11 protein-coding genes are annotated in these 12,443 nt (G+C 70.8%); 9 read left to right on the top strand and 2 right to left on the bottom strand.

Annotated features, from left to right (window positions below; translation table 11 throughout):
- Window positions 1–34 precede the first annotated feature (34 nt).
- The 5 genes from L0P92_RS35500 (at window position 35) to fabF (ending at window position 5,011) form a co-directional block, all read left to right on the top strand.
- Complete coding sequence (locus tag L0P92_RS35500; protein WP_234767175.1) at window positions 35–1,240, top strand: PucR family transcriptional regulator; 1,206 nt, start codon at window positions 35–37, stop codon at window positions 1,238–1,240.
- Window positions 1,241–1,329: 89 nt separating this feature from the next.
- Window positions 1,330–2,247 (top strand): ACP S-malonyltransferase, encoded by a 918-nt coding sequence (locus L0P92_RS35505; RefSeq protein ID WP_234767176.1) that lies wholly within the window; start codon window positions 1,330–1,332, stop codon window positions 2,245–2,247.
- A 15-nt stretch (window positions 2,248–2,262) separates the two neighbouring features.
- Complete coding sequence (locus L0P92_RS35510; RefSeq protein ID WP_234767177.1) at window positions 2,263–3,294, top strand: ketoacyl-ACP synthase III; 1,032 nt, start codon at window positions 2,263–2,265, stop codon at window positions 3,292–3,294.
- A 111-nt stretch (window positions 3,295–3,405) separates the two neighbouring features.
- Window positions 3,406–3,654, top strand: a complete 249-nt coding sequence (locus L0P92_RS35515) for an acyl carrier protein (RefSeq protein WP_004001566.1) — start codon at window positions 3,406–3,408, stop codon at window positions 3,652–3,654.
- An 85-nt stretch (window positions 3,655–3,739) separates the two neighbouring features.
- Window positions 3,740–5,011, top strand: a complete 1,272-nt coding sequence (gene fabF, locus L0P92_RS35520; RefSeq protein ID WP_234767178.1) for a beta-ketoacyl-ACP synthase II — start codon at window positions 3,740–3,742, stop codon at window positions 5,009–5,011.
- A 151-nt stretch (window positions 5,012–5,162) separates the two neighbouring features.
- Here the strand turns inward: fabF and L0P92_RS35525 are convergent, their stop codons facing one another.
- Window positions 5,163–5,657 (bottom strand): DUF3145 domain-containing protein, encoded by a 495-nt coding sequence (locus tag L0P92_RS35525; RefSeq protein WP_234767179.1) that lies wholly within the window; start codon window positions 5,655–5,657, stop codon window positions 5,163–5,165.
- Between the two features lie 255 nt (window positions 5,658–5,912).
- Here L0P92_RS35525 and L0P92_RS35530 point away from each other — a divergent pair, with 255 nt between their 5' ends.
- Window positions 5,913–6,803, top strand: coding sequence for an SGNH/GDSL hydrolase family protein (locus tag L0P92_RS35530; RefSeq protein WP_234767180.1), 891 nt, complete (start codon window positions 5,913–5,915; stop codon window positions 6,801–6,803).
- A 10-nt stretch (window positions 6,804–6,813) separates the two neighbouring features.
- Window positions 6,814–7,791, top strand: coding sequence for an aldose epimerase family protein (locus L0P92_RS35535; RefSeq protein ID WP_234767181.1), 978 nt, complete (start codon window positions 6,814–6,816; stop codon window positions 7,789–7,791).
- A gap of 90 nt (window positions 7,792–7,881) precedes the next feature.
- On the opposite strand, the gene L0P92_RS35540 is transcribed toward L0P92_RS35535, so the two are convergent.
- A complete protein-coding gene (locus tag L0P92_RS35540) occupies window positions 7,882–10,317 on the bottom strand; it encodes a glycoside hydrolase family 3 protein (protein ID WP_234767182.1) in 2,436 nt (811 codons plus the stop codon).
- 110 nt (window positions 10,318–10,427) lie between these two features.
- Here L0P92_RS35540 and L0P92_RS35545 point away from each other — a divergent pair, with 110 nt between their 5' ends.
- Together L0P92_RS35545 and L0P92_RS35550 are read left to right on the top strand one after the other, a co-directional pair.
- Complete coding sequence (locus tag L0P92_RS35545; protein WP_234767183.1) at window positions 10,428–11,018, top strand: TetR/AcrR family transcriptional regulator; 591 nt, start codon at window positions 10,428–10,430, stop codon at window positions 11,016–11,018.
- A 107-nt stretch (window positions 11,019–11,125) separates the two neighbouring features.
- Window positions 11,126–12,403: a pyroglutamyl-peptidase I gene (locus L0P92_RS35550; protein WP_234767184.1), complete on the top strand. Its 1,278-nt coding sequence runs from the start codon at window positions 11,126–11,128 to the stop codon at window positions 12,401–12,403.
- Window positions 12,404–12,443 lie beyond the last annotated feature (40 nt).

The raw sequence follows: 12,443 nt of genomic DNA on the forward strand, positions 1-12,443 counted from the left end.
CACACCCCCGTCCCGATAAGGCAGTCTTGTCCCCGTGCCCGAACCCGTAGCCCGTAAGTCCGAACCCGCCGCGCGCGACGTCCACCCGCACTCCGCGACCTTGAGGCGGCTGGAGAAGTCCTCCGGTTCTCTCGCCGCGCAGGCCATCGCGCGGATGGACGAGACGCTGCCGTGGTACCGGGCCATGCCCCCGGAGAACCGTTCCTGGATCGGTCTGGTCGCCCAGGCCGGTATCGCCGCCTTCACGGAGTGGTTCCGGCATCCCGACGCGCCGCAGGCCATCTCCACCGACGTGTTCGGGACGGCTCCCCGCGAGCTGACCCGGGCCATCACCCTGCGCCAGACCGTGGAGATGGTGCGCACCACCATCGAGGTGATGGAGTCGGCGATCGACGAGGTCGCCGCTCCCGGTGACGAGAGCGTGCTGCGGGAGGCGCTCCTCGTCTACGCCCGTGAGATCGCCTTCGCCACCGCCCAGGTGTACGCCCAGGCCGCGGAGGCACGCGGTGCCTGGGACGCCCGGCTCGAGTCGCTCGTCGTGAACGCCGTGCTGAGCGGGGAGGCCGACGAGGGGGCGGTGAGCAGGGCCGCCGCTCTCGGGTGGAACTCGCCCGAACATGTGTGTGTCGTGCTCGGGACCGCGCCCGACGGGGACAGTGAGCTGACCGTCGAGGCCATCCGGCGGGCCGCGCGGCACGCCAAGCTGCAGGTGCTGACCGGGGTGCTCGGGGACCGGCTCGTGGTGATCGCCGGCGGCAGTGACAACCCGATCGCCGTCGCCAAGTCGCTGATCGGGCCGTATGCCGCCGGGCCGGTCGTGGCCGGGCCCGTCGTACCCGATCTGCTGGCCGCCACCCGGTCCGCGCAGGCCGCCGCCGCCGGGTTGAAGGCGTGTTCGGCCTGGCAGGACGCGCCGCGGCCGGTGCTGGCGGACGATCTGCTGCCGGAGCGTGCCATCGCCGGGGATCCCAGTGCGCGTGAGCAGTTGGTGGAGGAGATCTACAGACCGTTGGAGGAGGCCGGGTCGGCTCTGCTGGAGACGCTCTCGGTCTATCTGGAGCAGGCGAGCAGCCTGGAGGGGGCCGCACGGATGCTCTTCGTGCATCCCAACACCGTGCGCTACCGGCTTCGACGTGTGACTGACGTCACCGGCTGGTCGCCTTCCGATGTACGCTCCGCGTTCACTCTGCGGATCGCGCTGATCCTGGGGCGTCTGGTCGACGGCGATCTTCAGCTCTAGGGTTTTGTCGGGGGCCCACAAAACCCCCTCGTGTTCTTCGTCCTTGTCCCCACGGGCGGCCGTGCCCGTCCCCAAGAGAGAGTGTGAGAGTGCTCGTACTCGTCGCTCCCGGCCAGGGCGCCCAGACGCCCGGCTTCCTGACCCCCTGGCTCGAACTCCCCGGTGCCGCCGACCGCGTCGCCGCGTGGTCCGACGCCATCGGACTGGACCTCGCCCACTACGGCACGCAGGCCGACGCCGACGCCATCCGGGACACCTCCGTGGCGCAGCCGCTGCTGGTCGCGGCCGGCATCCTGTCCGCCGCGGCACTGGGTGACACCCTGGTGCCCGGCGCCGTCGCCGGTCACAGCGTCGGTGAGATCACCGCGGCCGCCTTCGCGGGCGTCCTCGACGACACCGCCGCGCTGACCCTCGTACGCAGGCGGGGTCTGGCCATGGCCGAGGCCGCCGCGATCACCGAGACCGGTATGTCGGCGCTGCTCGGCGGCGACCCGGAGACCTCGGTCGCGCACCTGGAGAAGCTCGGTCTGACCCCGGCGAACATGAACGGCGCCGGTCAGATCGTGGCCGCGGGCACCATGGAGCAGCTCGCCGCGCTGGAGCAGGACAAGCCCGAGGGGGTGCGCAAGGTCGTCGCGCTGAAGGTCGCCGGCGCCTTCCACACCCACCACATGGGACCCGCCGTCGACAAGCTGGCCGAGGCCGCCAAGGAGCTCGTGCCCGCCGACCCGAAGGTCGCCTACGTCTCCAACAAGGACGGCCGGACGGTCGCCGCCGGTGCCGAGGTGCTGGAGCGCCTCGTCGGGCAGGTCGCCAACCCGGTCCGCTGGGACCTGTGCATGGAGACCTTCAAGGAGCTCGGCGTCACGGCCCTGATCGAGGTGTGCCCCGGTGGCACGCTGACCGGTCTGGCCAAGCGCGCACTGCCCGGTGTGAAGACCCTGGCCCTCAAGACCCCCGACGACCTGGACGCTGCTCGCGAGCTCATCGCCGAGCACAGCGCCTGACAAGGAGCCCGGAGCATGGCGAAGCTGAAGCCCAGCAAGGGCGCCCCGTACGCGCGCATCCTCGGCGTCGGCGGGTACCGCCCGACCCGGGTCGTGCCCAACGAGGTGATCCTGGAGAAGATCGACTCGTCCGACGAGTGGATCCGTTCGCGCTCCGGCATCGAGACGCGGCACTGGGCGAACGACGAGGAGACCGTCGCCGCGATGTCTGTCGAGGCGTCCGGCAAGGCCATCGCCGACGCCGGGATCTCCGCCGAGCAGATCGGCGGCGTGATCGTCTCGACCGTCTCGCACTTCAAGCAGACCCCGGCCGTCGCGACCGAGATCGCCGACAAGCTCGGTACGAACAAGGCCGCCGCCTTCGACATCTCGGCCGGCTGCGCGGGCTTCGGCTACGGCCTCACGCTCGCCAAGGGCATGATCGTCGAGGGCAGCGCCGAGTACGTCCTCGTCATCGGTGTGGAGCGGCTGAGCGACCTCACCGACCTGGAGGACCGGGCGACGGCCTTCCTGTTCGGCGACGGCGCCGGCGCGGTCGTGGTCGGTCCCTCCCAGGAGCCGCACATCGGCCCGACCGTGTGGGGCTCGGAGGGCGACAAGTCCGAGACGATCAAGCAGACGGTGCCGTGGAACGAGTTCCGGATCGGCAACGTCGCCGAACTCCCGCTGGACAGTGAGGGCAACGTCAAGTTCCCCGCGATCACGCAGGAGGGCCAGGCGGTGTTCCGCTGGGCCGTGTTCGAGATGGCGAAGGTCGCCCAGCAGGCGCTGGACGCGGCCGGGATCACCCCGGACGACCTGGACGTCTTCATCCCGCACCAGGCCAACGAGCGGATCATCGACTCGATGGTGAAGACACTGAAGCTGCCGGAGCACGTCACGGTCGCCCGCGACGTACGCACCACCGGCAACACCTCGGCCGCCTCGATCCCGCTCGCCATGGAGCGGCTCCTGGCGACCGGCGAGGCGAAGAGCGGCGACACCGCGCTAGTCATCGGATTCGGGGCGGGTCTCGTATACGCCGCGACGGTCGTTACTCTCCCCTAGGCACTCCGTGCCGGATCTTGTGAGCCGGCCCGGGAACCGCACCACCCGTCGCTGCCGCGACGGGAGCGAAAACTCGCTGAACAACCTGAACAACAACGAAGGAGCGCCAAGATGGCCGCCACTCAGGAAGAGATCGTCGCCGGTCTCGCCGACATCGTGAACGAGATCGCCGGCATCCCGGTTGAGGACGTCCAGCTGGACAAGTCCTTCACCGACGACCTGGACGTCGACTCGCTGTCCATGGTCGAGGTCGTCGTCGCCGCCGAAGAGCGCTTCGACGTGAAGATCCCGGACGAGGACGTCAAGAACCTCAAGACCGTGGGCGACGCGACCGACTACATCCTCAAGCACCAGGGCTGATCCTCCGATCACGCCCCTGGGCTGAACTGCCCCGCCACCCGGCGGTGGCGCCGCTGAATCCCCATTCCTTGGAGAAAGAATTCCCGTGAGCCCGACCAATCGCACCGTGGTCGTCACCGGTATCGGCGCAACCACACCGCTGGGTGGCGACGCAGCCTCTACCTGGGAGGGCCTGATCGCCGGCAAGTCCGGCGTCAAGCCCCTGGAGCAGGACTGGGCCGCCGACCAGGCGGTCCGTATCGCCGCGCCGGTCGCCGTGGAGCCGACCGAGGTCATCCCGCGGCCGCAGGCCCGCCGACTGGACCGTTCGGCGCAGTTCGCGCTGATCGCCGCCCAGGAGGCGTGGAAGGACGCCGGGTTCGAGGCCAAGGCCGGTGAGGACCCGAACGTCGACCCCGACCGCCTCGGCGCGGTCGTCGCCTCCGGCATCGGTGGCGTCACGACGCTGCTCGACCAGTACGACGTGCTCAAGGAGAAGGGCGTCCGCCGCGTCTCCCCGCACACCGTCCCCATGCTGATGCCGAACGGCCCCTCCGCCAACGTGGGCCTGCTCGTGGGCGCCCGTGCGGGCGTGCACACCCCGGTCTCCGCCTGCGCGTCGGGCGCCGAGGCCATCGGCTACGCCATCGAGATGATCCGCACCGGCCGCGCCGACGTCGTCGTCGCGGGTGGCACGGAGGCGGCGATCCACCCGCTGCCCATCGCCGCGTTCGGCAACATGATGGCGATGTCCAAGAACAACGACGACCCGCAGGGCGCGTCGCGTCCCTACGACGTCGCCCGCGACGGCTTCGTCCTCGGTGAGGGCGCCGGCGTGATCGTCCTGGAGTCCGCCGAGCATGCCGCCAAGCGCGGGGCGCGGGTGTACGCCGAGGCGGTCGGGCAGGGTATCTCCGCCGACGCGCACGACATCGTGCAGCCCGAGCCGGAGGGGCGCGGTATCTCGCAGGCCCTGCAGAACCTGCTGGACCGCAACGACCTGGATCCGGCGGAGATCGTGCACGTCAACGCGCACGCTACGTCGACGCCGGCCGGGGACATCGCGGAGCTGAAGGCTTTGCGGAAGGTGTTCGGTGACGATGCCGATCACATGGCTGTGTCCGCGACCAAGTCGATGACCGGGCATCTGCTGGGTGGTGCCGGTGGTGTGGAGACGGTCGCGACGGTGCTCGCGCTGTATCACCGAGTGGCTCCGCCGACCATCAATGTCGAGAACCTGGACCCTGAGGCCGAGGCGAATGCCGACGTCATTCGGGGTGAGGCTCGGAAGTTGCCTGTTGAGGGGCGGATTGCCGCGCTGAACGACTCGTTCGGGTTCGGTGGGCACAATGTTGTGCTGGCGTTCCGGTCCGTTTGAGGTCGGCGTTAGTTGAGGGTGGCCCGGACTCTGGGAAGAGTTCGGGCCATCGCCGTTGGTGGTTCTGTTGTTGGCCGGCTGCGAGCCGGTGGGGGCTGGTCGCGCAGTTCCCCGCGCCCCTGAACAGCTCGGCGCTGCCGTCAAGCCCTCTTTAGACGACCTGGTGGAGCCAGCGGACCGGGGCGCCCTCGCCCGCGTACCTGAAAGGCTCCAGCTCGTCGTCCCACGGCTTGCCCAGTAGCTTGGCGATTTCGGATTCCAGGTCGGTCTCGCCTTGCTGTGAGCGGGCCAGGGCTGCCCTCAGTCGGTCCTCGGGGATGAGGATGTCGCCGTGGATGCCGGTGACGGCGTGGAAGATGCCCAGGTCGGGGGTGCAGCTGTAGCGCTCGCCCTCGGCGGTGGGGCAGGGCTCGGCGGTGACCTCGAAGCGGAGGAGATGCCAACCGCGCAGGGCGGAGGCCAGCTTGGAGGCGGTGCCGGCCTCGGCCTGCCAGGAGAACTCCGAGCGCCAGGTGCCGGGCGCGGCGGGCTGCCGGATCCAGTCGAGGTTGACGCGCGTGCCGAGCACCCCGGCGACGGCCCACTCGACATGCGGGCACAGCGCGCGCGGCGCGGAGTGCACGTACAGAACTCCACGTGTCGTCACCGGGACCTCCGGGCAGAGCGGACATCTTGCGAACTGGCGGACGATGGTGGCCGGACGGCCACGTTGATGGCGAGGCTACCGTGCGGCGGCGCAAGGAGTGTGACGTACCGTCGGTCCCGGTGCCGCCAAACGCCCGCCATTCACCCGGCAGGACGCTTGTACGGGTGTGAGCCGTTGCATGAGCCGGGTGGGAACCCTCGTGCGTTGTCATGGGTTGGAGACCATGACGGGGTTGAGCGAGGGGATGGACCACGGATGCCGAAGCGACGGCACCTTTCGCGCGCGGTCTGCGCCGCCGTGACCGCGACCGTGCTGGGCGTCGCCGGCTGTGACGCCGTCGGTGGCAACTCCCCGGCGCCGTCCGGCACCGAGGCGCGCGGCGCGCGCCCGTCGCCGAAGCCGACGCCGGCCTGGGACCGCAGTCCCGCGTCGATCGCGGCTGTCGGCGACTCCATCACGACGGGTTTCGACGCCTGTACGGTCCTGTCGGACTGCCCCGAGGCGTCGTGGGTGACCGGCAGCAGCCCTCAGGTCGACAGTCTCGCCGTACGGCTGCTCGGGAAGGCGGACGCGGCGAAGCGCAGCTGGAACCACGCCGTGACCGGGGCGCGGATGGCGGACGTGCCGGGGCAGATGGCGCGGGCGGTGGCGCACAAGCCGGAGCTGGTGGTGGTGATGGCGGGGGCGAACGACGCGTGCCGGGACACGACGGACGCGATGACGTCGGTGGCCGAGTTCCGCACGCAGTTCGAGGACGCCCTGGGCACGTTGCGGGAGTCGCTGCCGAGGACTCAGGTGTATGTGGCGAGCGTGCCGAATCTGATGCGGCTGTGGGAGCAGGGGCGGAGCAGTCCGGTGGGCCGGCAGGTGTGGAAGCTCGGGATCTGTCCTTCGATGCTGGGCGACGCCGAGTCGCTGACCACGGCGGCGAACGAGCGGCGCGAGACGGTGCAGGGGCGGGTCGAGGCGTACAACGAGGTGCTGGAGGAGGTCTGTGAGAAGGACCGTCGCTGCCGGTTCGACGACGGCGCGGTGTACGACTTCCGGTTCGGTGCCGAGCAGCTGAGCCAGTGGGACTGGTTCCATCCGAGCGTGGACGGTCAGGCGCGGCTGGCCGAGATCGCCTACCGGAGGATCACGAACTAGTGTTCCGCTCATGAGCGAACACTTCGGCACACTTTCCGACGGTACGCGGATCCATCGCTGGACGCTGGAGCGCGCGGGCGTCCGGGTTCGGGTGCTGTCGTACGGCGGGATCGTGCAGTCGCTGGAGGTGCCGGACCGGGACGGACACGCGGCGAACGTGGTGCTGGGCTTCGCCGGCCTGGACGGGTATCTCGCCCACCCCGGGCCGTATCTCGGTGCGCTCATCGGGCGGTACGCCAACCGGATCGCCGGGGGCCGTTTCCCGCTGGACGGGCTGACGTACGCGCTCGACCCGAACAACGCGCCCAACTCCCTGCACGGCGGCGAGCGCGGTTTCGACAAGCGGGTGTGGGAGGTGACGCCGGTGGAGCACGGTGTGCGGCTCGGCCGGGTCAGTCCGCACGGCGAGGAGGGTTTCCCGGGGCGTCTCGACGTCTCGGTGACCTACACCCTGGACGCGGACGGGGCGCTGCGGATCGCCTATGAGGCGGTGACGGACGCGCCGACCGTGGTGAACCTGACCAACCACAGCTACTTCAATCTCGCCGGGGCGCAGGCGGGCAACGCGGGCGGGCATGAACTGCGACTGGCCGCCTCCCGGTTCACCCCGGTCGACGCCGACCTCATTCCGGCCGGCGCGCCTGCCGAGGTGGCGGGCACGCGGTTCGACTTCCGTGAGGCGCGGAAGGTCGGCGCGGGGTACGACCACAACTTCGTGCTCGACAAGGGGGTGACGGGGAGTGCGCGGGAGGTCGCCGAGCTGTACGACCCGTCGACCGGGCGGGCGCTGACGGTGGCGACCACCGAGCCCGGGCTCCAGCTGTACACGGCCGACCATCTCGCCGAGCCGTTCGCGCCGGGCGACGGCATCGCGCTGGAGACCCAGCACTTCCCGGACTCCCCGAACCGGCCGGACTTCCCGTCCACGGTGCTGCGGCCGGGCGAGGTGTTCCGTTCGGAGACGGTGTACGGCTTCTCGGCCCGCTGAGCCCCGCCGGAAGGGCCGGAGGAGAGACCAAAGCCCCGGCCCGGGCGTCAGGACCCGGGCCGGGGCTGTTCCTGGGGTACTTCTCCCGGCTCAGACGTTAATCGTCGCCGTCACCCGACGGTCGGCGATCGAGCGACTCACCTGGATCTCGTACGAACCCTTCACAAAGGTCCACGAATTGGTCGTCTCGTCCCACGTCTCGAAAGCGCGGCGCGGAATCTCGATCACCGCTTCGGCGGTCTCTCCCGACCCCGCCTCCACTCCCGCGAACCCGGCCAGCCAGCGCGCCGGGCGGCCGGCGTCGGGCTCGCCCGGCGCCAGGTACAACTGGACGACCTCGCGCCCCGCGCGCTCGCCGGAGTTGCGGAGGCCGACCGTGACCGTGGTCCCCTCGACCTTGGCGGACTCGTACGTCCACTCGGTGTAGCCGAGGCCGTGCCCGAAGGGGTACGACGGGGTCCGGCCCTCCTTCTCCCAGGCGCGGTAGCCGATGAAGACGTCCTCGGTGTACGGGAGTTCACCGGCCGAGGGGGTGACCTGGGTGACGGGGGCGTCGGAAAGGGAGCCCCAGGTGGTGGGCAGCCGGCCGCCGGGCTCGTGCGCTCCGGTGAGGACGTCGGCGAGGGCTGCGCCGCCCTCCTGGCCGGGGAACCAGCTGAGCAGCACGGCGGCGACGTCCTCGCGCCAGGGGAGTTCGACCGGGGAGCCGGAGTTGACGACCACGACGGTGTGGGGGTTGACGGCGGCGACGGCGCGGACCAGGTCGTCCTGGCGGCCGGGCAGGGTCAGGTCGGTGCGGTCGAAGCCCTCGGACTCGACGCGGTCGGTGGTGGCGACGACGACCACGGCCGTGTCGGCGTGCCGGGCGGCCTCGACGGCCTCGGCGATCAGCTCGTCGGCGTCGCGCTGCGGCTCCTGGTGGTTGAGCGTGAAGGCGACGACCTTCATCGGGATGTGGTCGGCGAACTCGACGACGTGCGTCAGGGAGACCTCGACCGGTTCGCCGGCGGTGAGTTCGGACCGGCCGTGGGCGACGGGGGCGCCGAAGAAGGTGATGAAGGGGTCGTCCTTGGCGGGACGCTGGTCGCCGTCGAAGTGCGTGGTTCCGTCGACGGTGAGCTCGAAGGCGCCGATGCCCTTGATGCCGAAGGTGTGCGCGCCGGTCTCGCGCGGGGTGAAGGTGCCGGTCAGTTCGACGGTGTGCAGGGTGTCGTGGGTGACGCCGTCGGGGAGGTCGTCGCCCATCCACTGGATCTGGCCGTTGGGCGCCGAGCCGGTGCCGAGGACGTTGCCGTCGGCGTCCCGGCACACGGCGCGCAGTTCGAAGCCCTTGTCGGCGACGGCGAGTTCGGTGTTCGGGTCGGCGCCGACGGCGTAGGTGAGGGTGCCCTCGGGGAGAGCTGCGGTGAGGCCGTCGAGCGGGGAGACGATCCGGTCGGGGAAGACGGTGGCGGAGCCGCCGCCGAGGACCCGGGCGTCGCGGGCGGCGGCGCCGATGAGGGCGACCGTGCCGTTCTGCCGGAGCGGGAGGGCGCCCTGGTTGCGGACCAGGACGAAGGAGCGGCGGGCGATCTCGCGGGCCAGGACGCTGCCGTCGACCGCCGAGGGGGGCTCTGTGACGACCGGCTCGGCGCCGTCGAGGATGCCGACGCGGGCGGCGAGCCGCAGGACGTTGCGCACGGCGCCGTCGACCTTGGCCTCGGCGACCCGCCCGTCCCGTACGGCCTGGGCGAGGGCCGGGCCGTACACCGTCTGCGGGCCCGGCATGGCGGCGTCGAGGCCGCCCTCGATGGCGCCGACGGTCGACCGGGCGGCCAGCCAGTCGGAGACGTTGTAGCCGTCGAAGCCCCATTCGCCGCGCAGGACCTCGTTCACGAGGTGGTGGTGCTCGGTCATCGTCGTGCCGTTGACCGTGTTGTAGGCGGTCATGATGCCCCAGGGGTGGGCGTTCTCGACGATGATCTCGAAGGGCGCCAGGTACAGCTCGCGCAGGGCGCGTGCGCTCACCTTGTTGTTCACGGTGAAGCGGTCGGTCTCGGCGTCGTTGGCGACGAAGTGCTTGACGGTGGTGCCGACGCCGCCGGACTGGACGCCGTTCACATAGCCGGCGCCGATCGTGCCCGTCAGGTACGGGTCCTCGCTGTAGGCCTCGAAGTGCCGCCCTCCGAGCGGGGAGCGGTGGAGGTTGACGGTCGGGGCGAGGAGCACGTGCACGCCCTTGCGGCGTGCCTCCTGGGCGAGCAGCACCCCTGCCCTGCGGGCGAGTTCCGGGTCCCAGGTGGCGGCGAGGGCGGTGGGCGAGGGGAGGGCGACGGACGGGTCGTCGGCGGTCCAGCGCACCCCCCGGACGCCGATCGGGCCGTCGGACATCACGAGGGACTGCAGGCCGATCCCGGGGAGCGCGGGCAGGGTCCAGGTGTCCTGCCCGGAGAGCAGCCGCGCCTTCGCGTCGAGGTCGAGCCCGGCGAGTGCTGCCTCGACGGCCGCCTCGCGCGCTTCGTCGGCCTGGGTGCGGGATCCCGCCATCGCGATGCCTCCTCATTGGGTCCGTGGCTCTGAGCCTGCCGCCCATCCTGCATCCGGTACCAGTAGCTCGGTAGGTTTCGTTATCTTGCTGTAATATTCGGGGTACGGTGATGTCGTACGGTGACGCCATGAACGCGAGGGTCAGAAGCGAGGAGCGGCGCGCCGAGATCGTCAGGGCGGCCCTGGAGGTGATCGCCGAGCGCGGTTACCGGGGGGCGAGCCTGGGCGCGGTCGCGGAGCGGGTGGGGCTCACACAGCAGGGGCTGCTGCACCACTTCCCGACCAAGGAAGCGCTGCTCGTCGCCGTGCTCCAGGAGCGGGACCAGTGGGACGCCGTACCGGGCACCCGGTGGCGGATCGACCTGCTGACCTCGCTCGTCGAGTACAACGCGATGCGGCCCGGCATCATCCAGACCTTCTCGGCGCTGCTCGGCGAGAGCGTGACCGAGGGGCATCCGGCGCGCGCGTACTTCACCGAGCGGTACACCGACGTCCGCGCGAGCATGGCCGAGGTCCTGCGCGCCGAGTACGGGGACCGGCTGCCGAACGGACTGACCCCGGAGCGTACGGCTCCGCTGCTGGTCGCCGTCATGGACGGGCTGCAGTACCAGTGGCTGCTCGACCCCGAGTCGGTGGACATGCCGGGGGCGTTCCGGGACTTCCTCGGCCTGCTGGGCGAGAGCGTCGAGAACTCGGCCTGACCGTCCGGGCCATGGCGTAGGCCACTTCCGTCACGGGATACTTCCGGCTACCCGCACGACACACGCTCCGCCTCACCCCCCACCGTGACGGAAGGACCGGAACTCCCTTGAATTCCATACGTGTTCGGATCGGCGTCCTCGGACTCGCCCTGCTGGCCGGCCTCTCGGCTCCGACGGCCGGGACCGCTGTCGCCGCCGGGACGGCGGCCGCGCCGACCGTCGAGGAACAGCGGCTCGACAAGGCCGTCCCGCAGGAGATCCTGCGTCGCTCCGGATTCGACGCCCTGGCCACGGAGTTCGCCGACGACCTCGCCGGCGCGCGCTCCTACGCGCACGCCCGGCGTGTCGTCGAACGCGACGGATCGGCGCTGTGGCGCAGGGCCGTCGAGCGGGCGCAGGGGCGAGGTCCCGGGGGTGATCTGAGCCGGGACGATGACCGGCCGCTGTACTGGGCGCGGTTGTCGATGACGCGGGAGGTGCGGACCTGGGCACCGGGGTTCGGGCTGAGTGAGGGTCAGCGGGCGGCGCTGCTCGATGTGTTGGAGCGGGGTTCGCGTGGTCAGGGCGACATTCGCCATCCGCAGGGGAAGGGCATCCGGCGGGTCCTGGTGACCGGGTTCGATCCGTTCACCCTTGACCGGGACATCCGTATCTCCAATCCGTCCGGGGCGGCGGCGCTCGCGCTCGACGGGACCGTGATCGAGACTGCGCGGGGGCCGGCTCGGGTGGAGACCGCCGTGTTCCCGGTGCGGTGGTCCGACTTCGCCGAAGGGACCGTGGAGCGGACGTTGCGGCCGTATCTGGGGAAGGTCGATCTGTTCGCGACGGTGAGTCAGGGACGGGTCGGGCGGTTCGATGTCGAGCGGACCAACGGGGCGTGGCGGGGTGGGTTCGGGGACAACGTGAACGTCGGGCGGACCGGGACGATTCCTGTTGCCGGGGCGGGGGTGCAGCCGCAGTGGACCACTACGACGCTGCCGTACCGGGAGATCGTGGCCGCTGATACCGGGCGTTTTCCTGTGTACGACAACACGAGTGTCACCGAGATTCCGGCGGGGGGTACGCAGGCTGTCGTTCGGCCGGACGGGCCTACGCCGGGGTCGGTCGCTCGGGCCGGGGGTGGTGGGGACTATCTCTCCAACGAGATCGCCTATCGGGCTACGTTGTTGCGGGATCGGATGGGGCTGCGTGACGTGTTGCCGGGTGGGCATGTGCATACGCCGGTGCTTCAGTTCGGGGCGGGGAACGCTGATCCGGGGGCGGGGGCGGTGACGGATCCGGAGTTCGTGCGGAACCGGGTGGACATCGTCGCGCAGGTTCGGTCGATTGTCGGGGTGGCTGTGGGGAGTTTCGCCCCCGCCGCCCCTACCCGTCCCATCCTTTGAAGGGGCTCCGCCCCTTCGACCCAGCCAGGGGGCTGCCGCC

The sequence above is a fragment of the Streptomyces muensis genome, assembly GCF_021474425.1.
Classification (GTDB): Bacteria; Actinomycetota; Actinomycetes; order Streptomycetales; family Streptomycetaceae; genus Streptomyces; species Streptomyces muensis.